The organism is Kitasatospora sp. NPDC057500 (assembly GCF_042802195.1).
In the GTDB taxonomy this organism is placed as follows: Bacteria; Actinomycetota; Actinomycetes; order Streptomycetales; family Streptomycetaceae; genus Kitasatospora.
The window spans coordinates 1-20,230 of sequence record NZ_JBHVER010000042.1 but is presented as its reverse complement, the minus strand read 5'-3'; the positions used below and the strand labels follow the sequence as shown (position 1 = coordinate 20,230).

Annotated in this window: 13 protein-coding genes and 2 pseudogenes; 1 reads left to right on the top strand and 14 read right to left on the bottom strand. The window is 75.7% G+C overall.

The window, feature by feature from the left end; translation table 11 throughout:
* Positions 1–36: 36 nt before the first annotated feature.
* Positions 37–1,278, bottom strand: a complete 1,242-nt coding sequence (locus tag ACFU74_RS12335; RefSeq protein ID WP_380755506.1) for a cytochrome P450 — start codon at positions 1,276–1,278, stop codon at positions 37–39.
* Positions 1,279–1,502: 224 nt separating this feature from the next.
* On the opposite strand from ACFU74_RS12335, the gene ACFU74_RS12330 reads away from it, so the two are divergent.
* On the top strand, positions 1,503–2,027 hold the full coding sequence (locus ACFU74_RS12330) for a hypothetical protein (RefSeq protein ID WP_380755549.1): 525 nt from the start codon (positions 1,503–1,505) through the stop codon (positions 2,025–2,027).
* Here the strand turns inward: ACFU74_RS12330 and ACFU74_RS12325 are convergent.
* The 13 genes and pseudogenes from ACFU74_RS12325 to ACFU74_RS12265 all read right to left on the bottom strand — a co-directional run bounded on the left by ACFU74_RS12325 (position 2,018) and on the right by ACFU74_RS12265 (position 20,196).
* A complete protein-coding gene (locus tag ACFU74_RS12325; protein ID WP_380755504.1) occupies positions 2,018–3,646 on the bottom strand; it encodes an amidohydrolase in 1,629 nt (542 codons plus the stop codon). The two genes, ACFU74_RS12330 and ACFU74_RS12325, sit on opposite strands and share 10 nt — an antisense overlap.
* Positions 3,646–4,506, bottom strand: coding sequence for a PaaX family transcriptional regulator C-terminal domain-containing protein (locus ACFU74_RS12320; RefSeq protein ID WP_380755502.1), 861 nt, complete (start codon positions 4,504–4,506; stop codon positions 3,646–3,648). The genes ACFU74_RS12325 and ACFU74_RS12320 overlap by 1 nt, the downstream gene beginning before the upstream one ends.
* An 86-nt stretch (positions 4,507–4,592) precedes the next feature.
* A complete protein-coding gene (locus ACFU74_RS12315) occupies positions 4,593–5,354 on the bottom strand; it encodes an Asp/Glu racemase (RefSeq protein WP_380755500.1) in 762 nt (253 codons plus the stop codon).
* A gap of 34 nt (positions 5,355–5,388) precedes the next feature.
* Positions 5,389–6,294 carry a fumarylacetoacetate hydrolase family protein gene (locus ACFU74_RS12310; protein ID WP_380755498.1) on the bottom strand — a complete coding sequence of 302 codons (906 nt, stop codon included), beginning with the start codon at positions 6,292–6,294 and terminating at the stop codon, positions 5,389–5,391.
* A gap of 16 nt (positions 6,295–6,310) precedes the next feature.
* A complete protein-coding gene (locus ACFU74_RS12305; RefSeq protein ID WP_380755496.1) occupies positions 6,311–7,435 on the bottom strand; it encodes a cupin domain-containing protein in 1,125 nt (374 codons plus the stop codon).
* Positions 7,432–8,439, bottom strand: a complete 1,008-nt coding sequence (locus tag ACFU74_RS12300) for a carbon-nitrogen hydrolase family protein (RefSeq protein WP_380755494.1) — start codon at positions 8,437–8,439, stop codon at positions 7,432–7,434. The genes ACFU74_RS12305 and ACFU74_RS12300 overlap by 4 nt, the downstream gene beginning before the upstream one ends.
* The gene (locus ACFU74_RS12295) at positions 8,436–10,838 is read right to left on the bottom strand and encodes an FAD-dependent monooxygenase (RefSeq protein ID WP_380755492.1); all 2,403 of its coding nucleotides are present in this window, start codon (positions 10,836–10,838) and stop codon (positions 8,436–8,438) included. The genes ACFU74_RS12300 and ACFU74_RS12295 overlap by 4 nt, the downstream gene beginning before the upstream one ends.
* A pseudogene (locus ACFU74_RS12290) lies at positions 10,835–11,179 on the bottom strand (acyl-CoA thioesterase); the annotation flags it as partial. The gene ACFU74_RS12295 and the pseudogene ACFU74_RS12290, both read right to left, overlap by 4 nt.
* Before the next feature lie 90 nt (positions 11,180–11,269).
* Positions 11,270–12,865 (bottom strand): annotated as a pseudogene (locus ACFU74_RS12285) (AMP-binding protein); the annotation flags it as partial.
* Positions 12,866–13,146: 281 nt separating this feature from the next.
* Positions 13,147–14,571, bottom strand: a complete 1,425-nt coding sequence (locus ACFU74_RS12280) for a phytoene desaturase family protein (protein WP_380755490.1) — start codon at positions 14,569–14,571, stop codon at positions 13,147–13,149.
* 28 nt (positions 14,572–14,599) lie between these two features.
* Positions 14,600–15,313, bottom strand: a complete 714-nt coding sequence (locus tag ACFU74_RS12275) for a DsbA family oxidoreductase (protein WP_380755488.1) — start codon at positions 15,311–15,313, stop codon at positions 14,600–14,602.
* Positions 15,314–15,426: 113 nt separating this feature from the next.
* Positions 15,427–15,924: a hypothetical protein gene (locus tag ACFU74_RS12270; RefSeq protein ID WP_380755486.1), complete on the bottom strand. Its 498-nt coding sequence runs from the start codon at positions 15,922–15,924 to the stop codon at positions 15,427–15,429.
* Positions 15,925–15,972: 48 nt separating this feature from the next.
* The gene (locus ACFU74_RS12265) at positions 15,973–20,196 is read right to left on the bottom strand and encodes an SAV_2336 N-terminal domain-related protein (protein WP_380755547.1); all 4,224 of its coding nucleotides are present in this window, start codon (positions 20,194–20,196) and stop codon (positions 15,973–15,975) included.
* Positions 20,197–20,230: the final 34 nt, after the last annotated feature.

The following is a 20,230-nucleotide window of genomic DNA, read 5'->3' as shown; positions in this document are numbered from 1 at the left end:
TCCCGACCGTCCGCCGGTCCCGACCGTCCGCCGCTCCTATCCGCCCGCCGGGGCGAGCCGGACCGGCAGCGACCGCAGGGCGTTCACGATGAACGACTCCTGGGGGAGCAACTCCTCGGGGCGTACCGCGAGTTCGACGTCGGGGAAGGCGGCGAACAGGGCATCGAGGGCTTCCTCGGCCTCCATCGTGCCGAGCACCGCGCCCAGGCAGTAGTGGCGGCCGTGGCCGAACGCCAGGTGGGCCTTGTCGGGCCGGGTGAGGTCGAACTCCTCCGGCCGGTCGGGGTGCAGCCCCGGGTCGCGCCCGGCCGCGCCGAAGGCGAAGAGCACCGGCTCGCCGGCCCGGATCAGCACGCCCTCGCCCAGGTCGACGTCCTCGGCGGCGAAGTACAGCGGCAGGTGCATCACCGGTGCCTCCAGGCGCAGTGTCTCCTCGATGGCGTCGCGCCAGGCCGCCTCGCCGGAGCGGATCAGCGCCAGCTGCCCGGGGTGGGACAGCAGCAGCGCCACCGCGTGGTCGATGAGGTTGACGGTGGTCTCCGACCCGGCGCCGATCATCAGGATCAGGGTGGAGACCAGTTCGTGCTCGCTGAGCCGGGAGCCCTGGGCGTCGCGGGTGGCGATCAGTTCGCTGGTCATGTCCTCGCCCGGCTCCGCCCGCTTGGTGGCGGCCAGCCGCGCCATGGCGGCGAACAGGTCGTCGAGCACCGCCTTGGCGTGCTCGGGGGTGGCGTCGGTCGCCAGCACGCCGTCGACCACCCGCCGCACCTCCGGCCGCTGCTCCTCGGGGACGCCGAACAGGTCGCAGATCAGCGTGGTCGGCAACGGGTAGGAGAGGCGGGCGTGCAGGTCGACGGTCTCGCCGGGCGCGGCCCCGCGCAGCCCCTCGACCAGGGCGGCGGTGATCGCCCGCACCCGGGGGCGCAGCGCCTCCACCCGGCGGGGGCCGAACGCGGGCGCGGTCAGGGCGCGCAGGCGGTGGTGGTCCGCGCCGTCGCTGGTGAACATCGACTCCACGGCGACCCAACTGGCCAGCGGCCAGTCCGGGCCGACCCGGCCCTCGATCCAGTCGGGCCAGTGCCGGCGGGCGTTCTTGGCGATCCGGGGGTCGGTGAGCAGCCGCTTGGCGACGTCGGCTCGGGTCACCGACCAGGCGAGCACGCCGCCCGGGAGCCCGACCCGGACCGCCGGGCCGTGGGTGCGCAGGTGGGCGGCCTCGGCGTGCAGATCGGTGCCGAGGGTGTCGAGGGCGTGGGTGTAGGGGCAGCGGGGTTCCATGGGCCCTCCTGGAGGGGGAGCGGCGGTCGGAAACGGTCGGCCGGTTGCGACCGTACGACCGCCGGAGCGGTGGCGAAAGGGCGCTCACGCACCGTTTCGCACGCCCGGGGGCGGCGCCCCCGTACACCCTCTCGCGCCGCGCGGGGTGCCGCCGGGCGGGGTAGCCTGCCGGGGTGGTCCAAGGGTTCGGAGCGAGGGAGTTCCAGCTGGTGCTGCTGCGGCGGATGGCGGACTTCCGACCGGAGTCGGTCGAGGACGCGGTGCGGCGGCTGGGAGCGACCCGGGCGGACCTGCGGGAGGCGAACAAGCGGTGGCAGGCGATGGTGCGCGCGCCGGGGTTCCCGTCCGGCGGGCGGCGCTACACCGCCGTGCTCGGCGCACCGGCGGCGCGAGCGGCGCGGCGGATCGGGGACCTGGCCTGCACCGCGCGGCAGTGGAGCCTGCCGCTCTGGCCCGGACTGCGCTTCGAGGTGCTCACCGGTCCGGGCGGCGCCGAGCTGAACGCCTGGCTGGTACGGGCGCCCGGCAGCCCGCCGCCCGTGCTGCGCACGCTCGCCGACCTGACGCCGTGGAGCTGCGTGGTGGCCGACGTGGGGGAGGCGTTCCCGCCCGCCGTGCCGCGTGAGGGCAGCGCGCCGACCCGGTTCCGGCTGGACTTCACCGCGCCGGGTTCCGACGGCCGCCCCCGCGCCTGCACGGCGGACTTCACTTGGGGGCTGCTCCAGGAGGTGCGCCCCGCTCAGGCCTGAGCGCGGCGCCGGTGCACCGTCCGGCCGCCGACCACGGTGCGCTCGGGCAGCAGGTCCCGCAGCTCGTCGACCGGGCAGCTCAGCGGGTCGGCGGGCCACAGCGTCAGATCGGCGAGCGCGCCCGGGCGCAGCGCGCCGCGCCCGGCGCTCTCGCCCGTCAGCCGGGCGGCGTTCACGGTGTGCAGGGCGATCGCCTCGGCCCGCCCGATCGCGTGCTCGGCGCCGAGCACCCCGGCCACCGTCCGGCGGGTGGTCATGCCCCAGACCGAGAGCATCGCGCCGTACGGGCCGACCGGGAAGTCCGAGCCCGCGGAGAGCCGCGCGCCCTCGTCGAGCCATTCGCGCAGCGGGAACAGCGCGGCGGTGCGCTCCGCGCCCCAGGCCCGCTGCTGGGTGAGCGCGCCGTCGTGCAGCAGCGGGTGCTGGACGGTCACCGGCACGCCGAGGGCGACGGCCCGGGCCCGCTGCTCCGGACGGGCGAGGCCGCCGTGCTCGACCACGAGGGTGCCCTCGGGCAGCCCGGGGCGGCGCGCGAGCACGTCCTGGTACACGTCGAGCAGGGTGCGCAGCCCGCGGTCGCCCCAGGCGTGCACGCCGACCCGCAGCCCGCGCCCGACGACCCGGTCGACGGCGTCGGCCAGTTCCTTCGCCTCCCACAGCAGCCGCCCGTGGTAGCAGGGCCGGCCCTCGTACGGCTCCTCCAGCGCGCCCGCCTCGAAGCCGCCGTCGATGCCGAACTTGACGCCCCAGACGGAGAGCCGGTCGTCCTCGTGGCCGGCCGCGCGCCAGGCGCCGATCCGGTCGAGCAGGCCGTCCACCTCCTCCGGGGTGCGGACGGCGAAGCCGGAGACCAGCGCCCGGACCCGGACGGCGAGCGCGCCCTCGTCGCGGGCGGCGCGCAGCACGTCCAGGTCCTCGACCGGGACCAGGCAGTCGCGGACGGTGCCGATCCCGGTGGCCGCGTAGTCGGCGGAGGCGGCGCGCAGGCCGTCGATCCGCTCGGCGAGCCCGGGCCGCGGCAGGACGCGCTCGACGAGTCCGGTGGCCAGGTTGATCAGCCGCCCGGTGAGGCGGCCGTCCGCGTCGCGCTCGATCACCCCGCCGGGCGGCTCGGGGGTGTCGGCGGTGATCCCGGCGAGCCGCAGCGCCGCCGAGTTGAGCACCATGTTGTAGGCACCGCGGCGGACCAGCACCGGGTGGTCGGCGGTGGCGGCGTCCAGCTCGCCGGTGGTGGGCATCCGCTGCTCGGCCAGGTTCACCTCCTGCCAGTTGACGGTGGTGCGGATCCACTCCCCGGCGGGGGTGCGGGCGGCGCGCTCGCGGATCAGGGCGAGGAAGCCGGGCAGGTCGGCGGCCCGGTGGACGGGGACGCCGTGCACGCTGTGGCCGGCCAGGACCAGATGGGTGTGGGTGTCGTCGAAGGCCGGCAGCACGGTGGCGCGCGGCGCGTCGACGACCTCGGTGGCCGGTCCGGCCAGCGCGTCCAGGCCGTGCGGGTCGGGGGACAGGGCGGTGACCCGGTCGCCGGTGACGGCGATCGCCCGCTGCGGCGGCTCGCCGGGGACGAGGGTGTGCACGGCGGCGGCGCGCACCAGCAGGTCGGCGGGCGGAGGGGTCATCACGGCTCCTGGTGGTGGGCGGCGGCCGGCAGGCCGGTGACCTTCTCGACGTGTCGCAGACCGGGGCCGGCCAGCCGGTCGTGCAGCTCGGTGAAGACGGCCCGCGCCGCGACGGCGTTCCAGTCGGCGGGCAGCAGCGGCTCGGGCAGGCCGGGGTCGAGGTAGGGCAGCCGGCGCCACTGGGTGAGCATCGGGACGTAGGCGCGGAACGCCTCGGCCGGGTCGGGTGCGCCGCCGCGCTCGCGAAGACGGGCGGCGGCCGGCCGCCAGGCGTCGGTGAACGCCGCGTACTGGGCCTCGATGGCGGGGAAGTCCCACCAGGCGGCGACGGCCGTGCGCAGATCGGTGAAGCCCGCGTACTCGGCGGACAGGAACAGGTGGACGTAGCCGTCGAGGCCGAGCCGGGACAGCAGCCGACGGGCGTCCGGCAGCAGCCGGGCGGGGGCCAGCCAGACACCGGGGGCGGCGTTGCCGAAGCCGAGCCAGCTGAGCCGGGAGCGCAGGGTGTGGCGGTGGGCGCGCTCGGACTCGGGCACCGAGAAGACCGCCACCACCCAGCCGTCGGCGAGCGCGGCGGGCTCCAGGCTGTGGAAGATCCGCCGGTCGCCCTCTTCGAACACCGGCTCCATCGCGGGGGAGAGCCGGTAGCCGGTGCCGTCGCGGCGCTCCTGGAGGAGGGTGCCGGCCTTCTTGAGACGCGAGATGGCCGAGCGGACGGCGGGGGCGTCGACGTCCAGCTCGGCCATCAGGGCGATCAGGTCGGCGATCGATATCCAGCCGCCGAGGCGGCGGACGAACTCGCCGTAGACGGTGTGGATCAGCGAGCTCGGCCGGGGCGCGTTCTCCGACACGGTGGGCATGTGGGCCTCCTCCCCGGCAACTCGTGGTGATCATAGCGGCGGCGCGCCCTTCCGCGTCCTGGGCCGGGCTCGGGTCAGGCCCTGGGTCAGGCCTCTGCGAAGGCGCCGGAGAGCAGGTGGCCCGCGCCGGGGGCGTGGGCCGGCAGGCCGAGGGCGCGCAGCAGCTGGTGGGCGGTGCAGATCGCGGCGGAGACGACCGGCTTGCCCAGCCGCTGCTCGGCTTCCTCGACGGCCGACAGGGAGGGCATCTGCACGCACGCCGACAGCACCACCGCGTCGGCCCGGGCGTGGGCGAGCCCGGCGGCGATCGCCGGGAGCTTCGCCGGGTCGTGGGCGGCGACGTCCAGGTTGTCGGCGATCTCCAGCGCCGCGTGGTCGACCACCTCGATGCCCTCCTGGCCTAGGTAGTCGACGACCGTGCGGGCCAGCGGCCGCAGGTAGGGGGTGACCAGGGCGACCCGGCGGGCGCCGAGCGCGTGCAGCCCGGCCACCAGGGCGCCGGCGCTGGTGACGACCGGTGCGGGCGCGCCGTTCTCCACGGTGCGCCGGTGCAGCCGCTGTTCGGCCTCCCGGTGGTAGCCGGTGCCGGCGCTCATCACCGCGACCAGGCAGGCGTAGCCGAGCACGTCGACCCGGGCGTCGGCGAGTTCGGCCGCGCACCGGTCGGACTCGGCGTCCATGGTGCGCAGCTGCTCGGGCGTGACCCTGGTCATCCGCATCCGGCTGGAGTGGAAGGTGAACCGCTCGGGCGCGACCCGTTCGCGGGCCCGCAGCAGGGCGGGCACCTCGGTTTCCATGGTGACGTTGGAGCTCGGGACGATCTGGCCGATCCGGTAGCTGGTGGCCATGGCGGGGCGGTCCTTCCGTGGGGTGGGTGAGGGCTCAGCGGGAGTCGATCACCGGGTTGGCGAGGGTGCCGATGCCCTCGATGGTGGCCTCGACGACGTCACCCGGCTGGAGGAACTGCGGCGGCACCATCCCCGCGCCGACGCCGGAGGGCGAGCCGGTGGCGATCACGTCCCCGGGCTCCAGGGTGACGCCGGAGGAGATGTCGGCGATCAGCCGGGCGATGCCGAACAGCATGTGGCGGGTGTTGGAGGACTGCCGCAGTTCGCCGTTGACGCGCAGCGAGAGGTCGAGCCGCTGCGGGTCGGGGATCTCGTCGGCGGTCACCACGACCGGGCCGAACGGCGCGTAGCCGTCCTGGCCCTTGGAGAAGAACCACTGGCCGGAGCGGCGCTGGTCGCGGGCGCTGATGTCGTTGACGATGCTGTAGCCGAAGACGTGCCGCCAGGCGTCGGCCTCGGCGACCCGGAAGGCGGGCGCGCCGATGACCACGGCGAGTTCGCACTCCCAGTCGAGCTGCTCGGTGAGGTCGGCGTTGTGCGGGATCGGGCCGCCGGGGCCGGTGACGGCGGTGGAGGGCTTGCTGAACAGCACCGGGCGGTCCGGCAGTTCGCGGTCGGTGTCCAGGGTGCGGTGCGACTCGGCGACGTGCTCGACGTAGTTGAGGCCGACGCCGATGATCTTGCCGGGGCGCAGCGGCGCCGCCAGCGTGAGCCGGGCGAGCCCGGGCAGTGCGGCCGGGTCCTCGGCGGCCCCGGCGACCAGCGCGCCGGCGGTGGCCAGGGCCCGGTCCCCGGCGCGGATCAGCCCCAGCAGGTCGCCGGGCAGGTCGGCGCCGGCGGCCTCGGCGAGCCCGGACAGGTCGGCGACGCGGTCCCCGTCGAGCAGGGCGCCGAGGCGCGGGCGGTCGGTGCCGGGGGCGTGGTAGGTCAACAGGCGCATGGGAACGGGCTCCTGGTCACGGGGCGGGGGTGGGCTGGTGGCCGTCGTCGTCCGGGTAGGCCTCCTCGCGGTACAGGCCGAGCGAGTGCATCACCGGGAAGTCGTTGAAGGAGAACAGGCAGGCGTCGTCGCCGGGGTCGAGGTTCGCGTGCTCGTGCCAGGCCCAGGACGGCACCACGAAGATGTCGCCCTGCCGCCAGGTGAAGCTCCGTCCGGCGATCACCGAGACGCCGCGCCCCTTGGCCGCCGTGTAGACCACGGAGCCGGTGTGCCGGTGGGCGCGGGTGGCCTGGCCGGGGCGCAGCAGCTGGAGGTGGGCGCCCATGGTGGGCATCACCGGTCCGCCGGTGACCGGGTTGGTGTACTCCATGATCACCCCGTCCCAGGGCGACCCCTCGGTGGCGCGGGCGAGCCGGGTGAGCGCGTGGTAGCTGGGCTCCCAGGGCCAGCCGAGCAGCGGGGAGTAGGGGCGGGTCCACTTCTCGACGCCGTACGGCAGCAGGTTGCCGCCGTAGGTGAGCAGCGAGGAGTTGGCGACCTCGCCGGGCCGCTGGTACAGCTCCGGGTGCACTTCGTAGAAGTTGGCGTCGAGCATGTTGACCAGCGGGATGTCCAGGCCGTCCTGCCAGATCACCGGGGCGTCGCCGGACTCGTTGCCGTGCTCGTGCCAGGTGCCGTTGGGCGTGATGGCGAAGTCGCGCGGGCCGACCTTGAGCTTCTGGCCGTCGACGATCGTCCAGGCGCCGGTGCCCTCGTGGACGAAGCGCAGCGCGGAGGCCTGGTGGCGGTGTGCGGTCATCGCCTCGCCGGGGCCCATGATCTGCAGGCCGGTGTACAGCAGGCCGACGGCGGCGCTGAGTTCGCGGCGGCCGGGGTTGACCAGCATGACCACCCGGCGTCCGGCGTCGTCCGCCCTGACCAGCGGGAGGGCCTTGCGGACCAGCGGGCGCAGGTCGGCGTAGCGCCAGAGCACCGGCACCGACCTCGGCTGCGGGTACCAGGGCTCGATCTCATTGGCCACGGTCCACAGCGCGCCCGCGTCGACCTTGGCCAGCTCCTCGTAGTAGGCGGCGAGTTCGGGGTTGTCGGTGACCCTGGCCCGGCCGATCCGGGCGTCGTCGTGGTCGTTCCTGCCGGTCATTCCTCCTCCTTCGGGGGGTGCTGGTCGTCGAGCGTGAGCGGGCGCAGCGGGCGGTTGTCCACGTGCAGCCGGAAGACGTCGAAGCGGTTGTAGTGGCCGACGATGTCGTGCATCTGCTTGGGCTGGACGCAGCGGCCGAGGTCGATCCCGGCGTAGACGATGCCCTCCTCGTCGACCAGCGGCTCGGTCACCGGGCGTCCGTCGGGTCCGAAGACGCCGGACAACGCGCTGCGCGGGCGGGCGAGTTGCTCGCGCACCCGGGGGTCGTCGCCGGCGATCGCCTCGGCGATCCCGGGGGAGAGGGCGGAACAGGCGACCACTGTGAACACCTTGCCCTCGAAGCAGTGCGCGGCGGCGCGCAGCGCGATCGCCTCCGCCATGTCGTAGTCCGCGGGGGCGACGGGCAGGGCGATGTAGGCCGCGGCGTGCACGAGTTCGCCCTGGGCGAGGAGGGCGAAGCGGGCGAGCGGGTTGGTGTTCTCGCCGCAGGCGAGCGCGCCGAGCGGGCCGAGGGCCGTGCGGTGCACGCGCAGGGTGCTGCCGTCCCCGGGCGTCCAGGTCAGCTTCTCGGCCCAGGTCGGTACCAGCTTGCGGTGCTTGCCGATCAGTTCGCCGTCGGCGTCGATCACCAGCAGGGTGTTGTACAGCGCCCCCAGGCTGTGCGGGCCGCGTTCGTTGACGCCGATCACCAGCACCACCCCGGCCCGTCGGGCGGCGACGCGCAGCGTGTCCACGTACGGGCCGGGCACGTCCACCGAGGCGCGGTAGAGCCGCTCGAACCAGGGCGAGCCCTGCACCGGGTTCATCGTCCAGTTCCAGTACGGGTAGCCGGGGACGAACACCTCGGGGAAGACGACCAGGGAGGCGCCGTGGCCGGCCGCCTCGTGGATCAGCGCGACCGCCTTGTCGACGGTGGCGGCGGTGTCCAGGAAGACGGGCGCGGCCTGGACGGCGGCGGCGGTGAAGCGGGGCAGCCGCAGCGCGGCGGCCACGGGCTCGGTCATCGCTCCTCCTCGGGGTTCCTGGCGGGGACGGGCCGGTCGGCGGGTCCGGGGCGCCAGCGGCGGTGGACGGGCGGGGCGGGCTCGCGCACCAGCCGCAGCCGGGGCGCCACCCGGTCGCTCCCCGGCCCGGGCGGCCGGCGGCTGCCCGCCGCCCACGGCTCGGGCCGGTGCGCGCCGGGGCCCGCGTAGCCCTGCTCGGCGGCGGCGTGCAGCGTCCACAGCGGGTCGTACAGGTGGGCCCGGCCGACCGCCACCAGGTCCGCCCGCCCGGCCAGCAGCACCGAGTCGGCGTCGTCGTGGTGGGAGATCGCGCCGACCGCTACGGTCGGCAGGCCGGTGGCGGCACGCACCAGTTCGGCGAACGGCGTCTGGTAGCCGCGCCCGTACGGCGGCCGCTGGTGCGCCACCACCTCGCCGGTGGAGACGTCCACCGCGTCCGCGCCGCCGTCGGCGAGCGCCCGGCAGATCGCGACGGCCTCCGCCTCGCCGGTGCCGCCCGGCGCCCAGTCGCACGCCGAGATCCGCACCAGCAGCGGCCGCCCGGCCGGCCAGACCGCGCGGACCGCCGCCAGCACCTCCAGCGGCAGCCGAAGCCGCTGGGCGAGCGGCCCGCCGTAGCCGTCGGTGCGCCGGTTGGTGAGCGGTGACAGGAAGCCGGAGAGCAAGTGGCCGTGGCCGAACTGGAGCTCCAGCACGTCGAAGCCGGCCCGCGCGGCGCGCTCCGCCGAAGCCGCGAAGTCGGCCGTGACGGAATCGAGTTGGACGGCGTTCGCCTCGTGCGGCAGCGGGCCGCCGGCGTCCCACGGCAGCGGCGAGGCGGCGAGCACCGGCCAGCCGCCCTCGGCGAGCGGCGGCCCGGTGCCGTCCGGCCCCGGCACCGCCCGCGAGGCCCGGCGGCCGGCGTGGGTCAGCTGGATGCCGAGCGGGGTGTCGCTCACCGCCCGCACCGCGTCGACGAGTTCGCGCCAGGCCGCCTCCTGCGGATCGCTCCACAGGCCCGGGCAGCGGTCGGTGGCCCGGCCCTCCGGGGTGACGGCGGTCATCCCGGCGATCACCAGCCCGGCGCCGCCGAGCGCGTGCGCGGTCAGCTGCGCCCGGTCGAAGGCGCTCGGCAGCGCGTCGACGGCGGTGAAGGTGGCCAGCGGCGGCACCACCACCCGGTTGCGCAGCTCCAGCGCCGCCAGCTTCAGCGGCCGGAACATGGGCGGGGTGCCGATCGCCTCCGGTGCGCCCGTGACCGCCGTATCCACCGCCGCGACGAAGCCGGGGTCGCGCGCCCGCAGGTTCCCGTAGGTGACCCGGCGGCTGCGGGTGAGCAGGTTGAACGCGAACTGGTCCGGGCCCTGGCCGGTGCGCCGCCCGATCGTCTCGAACCACTCCAGGCTCGCCTGCGCGGCCCGCTGGGCGGACTCCACCACCGGTCGGCGCTCCGCCTCGTACGCCGCCAACGCGCCCTCCAGGGTGGGCTGTTCGCCAAGGCTCGCGGCGAGCGCCAGGGCGTCCTCCAGGGCCAGCTTGGTGCCCGAGCCGATCGAGAAGTGCGCGGTGTGCGCCGCGTCGCCGAGCAGCACCAGGTTCCGGTGCCGCCAGCGGGCGTTGCGCACCGTGGTGAACCGGATCCAGCGGGAGGCGTTCGGGATCAGCCGGTGCCCCTCCAGGTGTCCGGCGAGCAGCTCCGCGCAGCGCCGCACGCTCGCCGTGTCGCTCTCGCCGCGCGCGAACCCCCGTGCGGCCAGGGCCTCGAAGCCCGCCCGCCGCCAGGGCTCCTCGGCCAGCTCCACGATGAACGTCGAGCGCTCGGCGCTGTACGGGTAGGCGTGCACCTGGAGCACGCCGAAGTCGAAGCGCTCGACGATGAAGGTGAAGGCGTCGAAGACCTTGTCGGTGGCGAGCCACATGTAGCGGCTGGGCCGCTCGTCCAGCTCCGGCCGGAAGGCGTCCGGGTACGCCGTCCTGGTCGCCGAGTTGACGCCGTCGGCCGCGACCACCAGGTCGTACTCCTCGGCGAGCCGCCCGACCGGCGGGGCGGGGGTGCGGTAGCGCACGTCCACCGCCAGTTCGGCGCAGCGGCGCTGCAGGATCGCGCGCAGCCGGTTGCGGTCCAGGGCGGCGAAGCCGTGCCCGCCGCAGGTGCGCACCTGCCCGGCGTGGCGGACGTCGATGTCGCTCCAGCGGGCGAACTCCGCGCTCATCGCGGCGAACACCCGGGGGTCGGCCTGGGCGATGCCGTCCAGCGTCTCGTCGGAGAAGACCACCCCGAAGCCGAACTCGTCGTCGCGGCCGTCCCGTTCGAAGACGGTGATCTCCCGCCCGGGCGCCGACTGCCGGGCCAGCGCGGCGAAGTACAGCCCGCCGGGGCCGGCGCCGATCACCGCGACGCGGCCGGCGCCACCGGTCACCGGATCACCTCCGGCTCCTGGCGCCCGGCGCCGGCCAGCGCGTGGCGCACCGGCTCCGGCCAGGGCTCGGTGCCCTCGGCGTGCGGGGCGGCGTGCACCACCGACATCCGCCCGCTGGCGGCCAGGCCGTGCGGCCCGTGCACCTCGAACGCGTAGTGCAGCGAGGAGCCGCCGACGCGTTCGACCCGCAGCTCGGTGCGGACCACGTCGCCGAACCAGAGCCGCTCGCGGTAGTCCGCCTCGAAGTGCACCCGGGGGATCCGCCCGAACAGTCCGTCGAGGCCGAGCCGGCGCAGCAGCGTCGCCTCGGCCGCCTCGGCCCAGCGCTGGACGGCCGAGAAGTGGTAGTGCCCGGCCGCGTCGGTGTCCGACCACTCGACCCGCCGCTCGGTGGTCACGCTGGCCGGGACCGGGGCCGGCGTGGGCGCGGCCGCCGCCCGGCGGCGCAGCTCGGCGCGCGCCAGCTTCCCGGTCGCGGTCCGCGGCAGCGCCTCGACGAACTCCACCCGGCGCGGGTACTTGTACGGTGCGATGGTCCGCTTGACGTGCTCCTGGAGCGCCCGGACCGCCCCCGGGCCGGCCGTCGCCCCCGCGCGCAGCACCACGAACGCCGTGACCACGGTGCCGCGCCGCTCGTCCGGCGCGCCGACCACCGCGCAGTCGGCGACGTCCGGGTGCTCGGCGAGCACCTGCTCGACCTCGGGCCCGGCGATGTTGTAGCCGGCCGAGACGATCATGTCGTCATTGCGCGCCTGGTACCAGAAGTAGCCGTCGGCGTCGCGCACATAGGTGTCACCGGTGAGGTTCCAGCCGCCCCGGACGTACTCGCGCTGGCGCCGGTCGTGCAGGTAGCGGCAGCCGGTCGGCCCCTTCACGGCGAGCCGCCCGGGCTTGCCGTCGGGCACCGGCCGGCCCCGGTCGTCCAGTATCGCCGCCCGGTAGCCGGGCACCGGCAGGCCGGTCGCGCCGGGGCGGATGTCGGCGTCGGCGGCGGAGATGAACACGTGCAGCAGCTCGGTCGCCCCGATGCCGTCGATCAGGCGCTGCCCGGTGGCCGCCCGGAACGCCCGCCAGACGCCCGCCGGCAGGTGCTCGCCCGCCGACACGCAGCGCCGCACCCCCGTCAGCCGCTCGGCCAGCCCGGCGGCGAGGATCGCCCGGTAGGCGGTCGGCGCGGTGAACAGCACGCTCACCCCGTGCCGGTGGACCTGCTCGGCGAGCTGTTCGGGCGTGGTCTGCTCCAGCAGCAGCGCCGCGGCGCCGGCCCGCAGGGGGAAGACCACCAGGCCGCCGAGCCCGAAGGTGAAGGCGAGCGGCGGGGTGCCGCCGAACAGGTCCTCGGGGGTGGGTCGCAGCAGATGGCGGGAGAAGGTGTCGGCGTTGGCGAGCACGTCCCGGTGGAAGTGCATCGTCGCCTTGGGGCGGCCGGTGGTGCCGGAGGTGAAGGCGATCAGCGCGACGTCGTCGGCGGCCGTCGGCACGGCGGTGAAGCGGTCGCCGCGGTCCAGCCCCTCGGGCCCGGCGCCGTCGTAGGGCACCACGACCAGTCCCGGGGTCTCGGCCCGCTCCAGTTCCACCAGGAACCGGTGGTCACAGAGCGCCACCACCGGCCGGGCGATCTGGCACATCGCGGTGAGCTCGCCCGCCCGCAGCAGCGGCATGGTGGTCACCGCCACCCCGCCGGCCTTCAGCACCCCGAGCCAACAGGCCACCAGCCACGGCGCGTTGGGTCCGCGCAGCAGCACCCGGTTCCCGGGGACCACCCCGAGCCGCCCGACCAGCAGCCGGGCCACCGCGTCCGCGCGCTCGCGCAGCTCGCCGTACGTCCACTGCCCGTCCGGTGTCACCAGGCACCGGCGCTCCGGCCCGTACCGCTCGATCGTCGCGTCGAGCAGCTCGTGCGCGCAGTTCAGCCGGTCCGGATATGCCAACTCCGGTAGTTCGAAGAGGAATTCGGGCCACTCGTCGAGCGGCGGAAGGTTGTCGCGACAGAACGTGTCCACATGCGCAGAGGGAGAGAGCTCCATGGGCGGGCCACCTCATCGGGCGAGCGGGAGTGAGGCAAGTATCGCGCTTCCATGACGCCAGTCAAGAGACCGATACACGCATTCGGCCCAGCCCCCGCCGCGGGGGGCGCGTGGGCAGTGAGGTCCTCGGGGGCGTGAGGCACGGTTCGATGCGCGGTCGGCGACGGCGCCCGACGAGGTCGGGCACGGCCCGGGCCGGCGGCGGAGCCGGTACTGGGGCTGCTGCCCCGGCCGCTGTCCGTCAGGCCCTGACAGCCCTCGTCAACTCTCGTCGGCCCTCGTCAGCTCGTGCGGCGCAGCCACCGCAGGGCCGCTTCGGCGGCGTTGGCGCCGCACATGCCGTGGACGCCGGGGCCGGGTGGGGTCGCGGCGGAGCAGAGGTAGTGGCCGGGGAGCCCGGTGGCATAGGGGTGGAGGGTGGGGCGGGGGCCGAACAGGAGTTGGGGGACGTCCTTGGCACCGGTCATGATGTCGCCGCCGACGAAGTTGGGGTTGTCGGCGGCGAAGTCGGCCGGGCGGCGGACGGCCAGGCCGATGATCCGGTCGCGGAAGCCGGGGGCGAAGCGTTCGATCTGGGCGGTGATCGCCTCGGTGGCGTCGCCGGTGAAGCCGTTCGGCACATGGGCGTAGGTCCACAGCGGGTGGACGTCGCCGACGGAGCGCTGCGGGTCGGCCAGGTACTGCTGGCCGACCAGGACGAACGGGCGCCGCGGCATCCGCCCGGCGGCGACGGCACGCTCGGTGGCCGCGAGTTCGGGGAAGGTCCCGCCGAGGTGGACGGTGCCGGCGCGGCGGGCGGGTTCGGACCTCCACGGCACACCGCCCTCCACCGCGAAGTCGACCTTGAACGCGCCGGGACCGTGCCGGAAGCGGCGGTAGGCGCGGGCGGTCCGGGGCGGAAGCCGGTCGCCGAGGATGTCGGCGACGGCGCCGGGCGCGAGGTCGTACAGGACGAGGTCGGCCGGCGGGAGCCGGTCGGCCGAGCGGACCCGCACCCCGGTCTCGACCGTGCCGCCCGACTCGGTGAGCAGCGCGACCAGCGCCCGGGTGATCGCCCCCGAACCGCCGGCGGCCACGGCCCAGCCGTACCGGTGCCCCGAGGTCAGCAGCCCCAGTCCGATCGCGGCGCTCAGCGGCCGGTGCAGGGGCTGGAACGCGTGCGCCGCCGCCCCGCCGAACAGGGCCCGCGCCTGCTCGCCCGAGAACGTCCGGGCCAGGGCGGCGGCCGGGAGCAGGGCGGGCAGCCCGAACCGGGTGAGCCGCAGTGGATGGCGGGGGAGGCGCAGCAGCGGGCCCATGATGTCGTCGGCGAGCCGGTCGTACCCCGCGACCGGCCCCTCGAACAGCCGCCGCCACCGCGCGCCGTCCGCCCCGCCCAGCCCGGCGGCGGTGTCCGCGACGGAGCGGTGGAGGACGCCGGCCGTGCCGTCGTCCAGCGGGTGCGCGCAGTCGACCTCCGGCAGCCGGAACTCCAGCCCGAAGCGCTCCAGTCCGAGGCCGCGCAGGAACGGCGAGCCGACGGTCATCGGGTGCACGGCCGAGCAGTGGTCGTGCAGCAGCCCGGGCACGATCGCCTCGCCGCTGCGCGCCCCGCCGCCCACCTCCCCGGCGGCCTCCAGCACGGTCACCCGCACCCCGGCCCGCGCCAGCCGTACGGCGGCGGCCAGGCCGTTGGGCCCGCCGCCCACCACTGTCGCGGTACTCATGGGGCCAGCATGGCGCATCCGCCCGCCCTCAGTGCTGCGGCACCTCGCAACCGTCCGGGCCGCAGGCCTCTCCGGTGGCCTCCCCGATGCCGACCAGCGGCAGGACCGTCCGGCTGTCCCAGGCCTGCGTCAGCGCCGCCGTGAAGGTCTCGGCCGGCTGGGCGCCCGAGACCCCGAGGCGGCGGTCGAACACGAAGAACGGCACACCGGTGGCGCCCATCGCGCTCGCCGTCGCCTCGTCCTCGCGCACCGCGTCCGCGTACGCCGACCGGTCGGCCAGCACCCGCGCCGCCTCCGCGCCGCCCAGCCCGGCCTCGACGGCCAGTTCCAGCAGCCGCCCCGGTGCGAAGGCCGAGGCCTCCTCGGCGAAGTTGGCCCGGTAGAGCAGGTCCAGCAGCGCCGCCTGCCGTCCGTGCCCGGCGGCGAAGTGGAGCATCCGGTGCATGTCGAAGGTGTTCGCGCCGTCGCGCCCCTCGCCGTGGTAGGCGAGGCCCTCCGCCCGCGCGGTGTCGGCGATCCGCCGCTCGGCGGCCGCCGCCTGTTCCAGCCCGATCCCGTACTTGGCGGCGATCACCGGCAGCACCGCCCGCGCCTGGTACGGGGCCCGGGTGTCGAGCTCGAACGACCGGTGGACCACCTCGACGTCCTCCCGGTGGGGGAACGCCTCCAGGGCCTTCTCGAACCGCGCCTTGCCGATGTAGCACCACGGGCAGTTGATGTCGCTCCAGACCTCGACGCGCACGGGGCAGCTCCTGTTCTCGACCGTTCCTCGACCGCGCGGGCCCTTCCCGCGCGCATTCCGGGGACAGCGCCTGCGCGGACCTGAATATTTCTCCTGGTGAAGTATCGGGCGCCCTACAGGCACGTCCAGCAGTAGAGGTCCTCACCCGCCTCGCGGGCCCGGCGGGCGAGTCCGGACAGCTGCTCGATCAGCGGCCGCAGGTCATCGCCGTCCGCGTCCGGGAGTTCCTCGGCCGCCGCCGCCCACCGGGCGCTGACGTCCGGGACCTCCTCCGCGGGCAGGTCCGCGAGGGTGTCCCGAGCCGGCCGGTCGAGGCGCATCACCCACGGCCCGGTCGCCCAGGGGTCGTCCTCGTCCGCAGGCCCCTCCCGGCCGGGTGGCGGCGTGGTCGGCCACACCGGCGTCTCGCCGACCAGGCCGACCCCCCACTCCACCCGCCGGGCGACGGCTATCAGCTGCCCCAGCACGACGACCGGGTCGACGCCCTTGGTCTCGACCCCGTCGAACGCCGCCCGTGCGCCCCCGACCAGCGGCCCGCCCTCGGCGTCGTCGAGTGCGGCGAGGACGGCGCGGTCGTCGGCCGCGCGGAAGTAGTCGGTCAGCACGCCCATGGCCGGCGGCTCCTGTCTGCTCGGTGGTTCCGGTGCAGGGACAGTGGATCAGACGCCACTGACATCGGTTGGTCCGTCCCGCCCCGGCCGGGGGCCGCCGGCGTTCCCGGCCGCGGAGCGGGCGAGGTGCAGGAGGAGGAGGCGGACACCGCCGGTGTACAGGTACGCCTCCCCGTCGGCGACCGGCGTGAAGACGGCCTGGGCGGCTGTGATCCGCCGGCGCACCATCTCCATGACGCCCTTGGAGACGACGAGCGCGGCGATGGGCGTGTTCGGGGAGTACGGCGTGCCGTCGAGCCGGGCGGTCAGTTCCCGCACCCCGGGGGCCTCGCCGCGATGGGGGCCCGAGGAGATGGCCAGGCCGAGCGCCCTTCTGACGGGAGGAAGCGCGCGCAGGCGCTGCCACAGCTCCATGACGACGGTGGCGGCCGTCTTCAGGGGGTCGGGCGAATCGGAGACCGTGAACCGGAGACCGGCGCCGAGGTCGATGGCGGCGAGGTCGCCCACGATGTCCAGCAGCACCTCCGCCACCATCCGGCGCGCCGCTCCGGCGTTGCCTCCCGCCAGGTGCAGGGACACGTGCAGCGCCTCGGACGTCCGCGCCTCGTCGCCGAGCCGGACCAGCCGGTCGAAAGCGGGGCGTTGGTCCTCGGGAACCTCGTCGGGCCATCGCCGGACACCGTCCAGTTCGAACCGGAGATGCGCCAGGAACCATGCCTCGTCGTCTCGATCGCCGTCCCGGCGGAGGAGGTCCAGCATGGTGTCCACCACGACGGCCAGGTTGTCGAACCGGCGTACCCGGGTCAGGAGCGTGGTCAGCGGCATCGCGAGGGTGAAGGCGGCGAAGCGGACCAGCGGGAGCAGGACGGGACGCTCCGCCTCCAGCCAGGCGACGATCTCCTCGACCGCTCGGAAGCGGCCGGTGAACCCGTGGTCGAGGTAGTGGACGGCGGCCTCCGTCGTCGAGCGGTAGTGCGCCACCAGGCGCTCGACGGCGTGGTCCGGGTTGTCGTCGTGCGCCGGGCGCAGGCCGATGGCGTAGAGCGTGACCAGCGGGTGGACGGACCAGCGGCCCCAGGTCGGGGCGTCGATGAGGTGGGTGCGGGCGAGTTCGGCGAGCAGGTCCTCGGTTCGCCGGACATCGAGGCTCGCGAGGCTGGCGGCGGCCTCCGTGGTCACCTCGGGGTGGGGGAACACGGCGAGCAGCCGGAAGAGCCGGGCCTGGTCGTCCGGGAGGTCCCGGAAGTGCAGGTCGAGCGCCGCCCGCACGCTTCGGCCGTCGCGGCTGAGGACATCGAGCCGCACGCGGGGATCGCTCAGGCGCTCGACCAGGGACCTCAGCGGACGGGTGGGGGTGTCGGCCAGCAGGTCGGCGCAGATGGCGAGGGCGAGTGGCAGTCCGCCGCACAGCGCGGCCAGGGCCTCGGCCTGGTCGGGGGCGTCGGTGATCCGCGTGTCGTTCCCCCGCAGCCACCGCAGGCGGTTCCCCAGGAGTCGGAGCGAGGCGTCCGGGGACAGCACGCCCACGTCGATCAGCCGGGCGTCCAGCGGGAGGGTGCTCCGCGAGGTGACGAGGGTGGTGACATGGCCGTCGACCGGAAGCAGCGGCGCGACCTGGGCGGCGCTCGCCGCGTTGTCGAGGACCATGAGGACGGGCCCGTACCGCCGCGCGTGCGAGGCGAGACCGGTCTGGTAGCGGGCGATCTCGTACTGGAGGTTCGCCCTGGCACCCGAGGGGGCGACACTGAGGGAGCGGATCAGGGCGTCCAGGGCCTGCTCGGTGGTGAGCGCCGAATCGCTCCGGTTGCCGGCCAGATCGAGGTACAGGACTCCGCCGGGGTACCACCCGCGGTGCAGGACCTCGCTCGCGGCCTGGACGGCGAGCTCCGACTTTCCGACGCCGGGCAGACCGGAGACCAGAGCCGTCCGGAAAGGGCGGGCGCCCGGTTCGACGGGTGTCAGGAACCGGATCAGCTCGTCGACTTCCTCCTCGCGACCGGTGAAGGCGCCGGACCTCGCGGGCAGACCGGCCATGGACGGGGGCTCCGGAGCGTAGATGCGCACCTGATCGGCCTGGATCACGGGTCCGGAGAAGACTCCCTCGTCGTACGGGGAGCCGGCCTCCACCAGCGCGGACGCCAGCTCCGCCTCCAGGTTGCGTGCGGCGAGCTGGCTCGGGACGCGGGGCAGCCGTCGGGCCAGGCGCCGGAGCGCCCGCTCCTGCCGGTGGTCGTCGGGGTCGTAGGACCCGCCCAGCCGCCCCGTCAGCTCCTCCCACACCTCCTCCTCGCTGAGCGCGAGCACCGGGACGGTCGCGGCGGCCCGGTTCTGCCGGGCGCCGACGGCCTCGGTCGTGACGATGACGCAGCCCCGGCCGTGTTGGGGCAGGAAGAACGGCAGCCGGGCGTCGTTCGACCAGGCGCCCCTGGGGACGCCGTCGAGGACGACGAGCCAGTCCCGGTGCAGCGCCAGCCGCTCCCACAACGGGTCGAGGGAGGACTCGTCGAACAGGGCGCCGGACGGGGCGACGGCCTGCCAGAGCCGGTCCAGCCCCTCCTGGAGCGTCCCGGGCCGACGGGCGTCGATCCGGTGGACGAACGAGTGCCGTCCGCCGTGGGCGCGGAGGTATTCCTGGACGAGCCGACGGCGCCCCATGCCGGGGCTCCCGGCGAGGACCACCACAGCGGGGCGTTCCGGCGCCGAAACGGCCCGGTCGGGCGAGAACGCCGTCACCAGCGCGGCCAGCTCGCGGCGGCGGCCGATCATGGCCGGGGGATCGGGCGGGCTCTGGACGGGCGGCACCGGGGTCAGCACGTCCATCCTGAGGGCCGGAGGGGCCGGAGGGGCCGCCGGTCCGCCGCGCGGCGCGCGTTCCAGTGCCCCGGCCAGCCGCGCCGCGACCTCCGCGTGCCGGCCGCCCGCGCCGGCCAGGACCGCCACCGCCACCTCGGCGAACGGCAGGCTCTGTTCCGGCAGCGCCGCGCCGTCCCCGCCGACCGTGGCCAGGGCGCGGAAGTCGAGCGTCCCGCCGAAGGTCGCGGCGACCCGGCCGGACACCTTGGCGACGATGTCCGCCAGTACGTGCACGGACTCGGTGCGGGTCAGCTCGGCGAGCAGCTCCTCGCGCACGCCGGGCCGGAAGTCGTAGACCTGCTCGTCCGGGTCCGCGGCGGCCTCCCCGCGCGGTTCGAGGAGGCCGGAGACGAACAGCTCCGCCAGGTCCCTCTGCCTGGACTCCGGGACGGTGGCCTGCTGCACCAGCCGCATCACCGGCAGGCTCAGCGGCGCCGCCGACAGGTGGCAGGCCAGCCGGTACGCCGTCGGCGAGCCGCCGGCCCGGAAGCGGGCGACGCGCTCGGCGGGCGTGGCCGGGTCCTCGGCGGGGCCGGCCGGCCGCTGCGGGCGGAGCTCGGCGTCGAGCGGGGCGGCCAGCATCGGGGTCCAGCCGGAGGTGCGGCCGGCGGTGAGTCCGGCCCAGGGGGCGAGCCAGTCGGCGTCGACCTCCAGGACGGGCAGCCAGCGGACCCGGACCCGCCGGTCGGCGCCCCGGGCGCCGCGCGGGATGCCGGGCAGCGCGGCCTCCGAGCGGAAGGCCGGGACCGGCCGGCCCGCGCCGGACGCCCGCGCCTCCACGGGGGCGGTGCGCAGCGCGGTGCGGTGCCACAGCCGCCGGGGCAGCACCTGGAGCGCCGCCGTCGGGCGGACGGCCGCGGCGGCGGCCAGGAAGGCGGGCAGTTCGTCCCCGTACCAGGCCGGGCCGACGCCGTCGGTGAGGACGAGCAGGATGCGGCGGCCGGTCGGGTCCTTGAGCGGCCGGTCCCAGCCGGTCCGGGCGGTGGGGGAGGCGGCCGGACGGCGGCGGTGCGAGCGGCGCAACGGTGCGAGCGTCGGTACCTCCGCATCCGTCCCGAGCGCCCAGCCGCGCACGTCGGCGAAGGCCCCGTGGCGTTCCAGCAGGGCGCTCAGCTCGCCGCCGAGGCGGTGCCAGACGGCCATGGTGGCACCGGTGTCCACCAGCAGGTCGAGCGAGAAGTGCGGCTGCCGGGCGGGCCTGCGGACCGGGAACACGATGCCCGTCTCGGCGGTGGCCTCGGCGGTCGCCTCCTCGTCCAGGACCGGCTCGCCGGGGGCTTCGGTCAGCCTCCGCAGCGGACGCAGCGCCCGGGCCAGGGCGAGCGGGTCGCCGAGCGCGGGGGGCTGGGTGACCTGCACGGTGTGACCGCCGGCCGCGCCGGCGCGGCCCGGGCCGTGGCCGCCGCCGCGGGCGTGCAGCGAGGCCCGGGGGCCGGCGGGCTCGGGCGGAGGG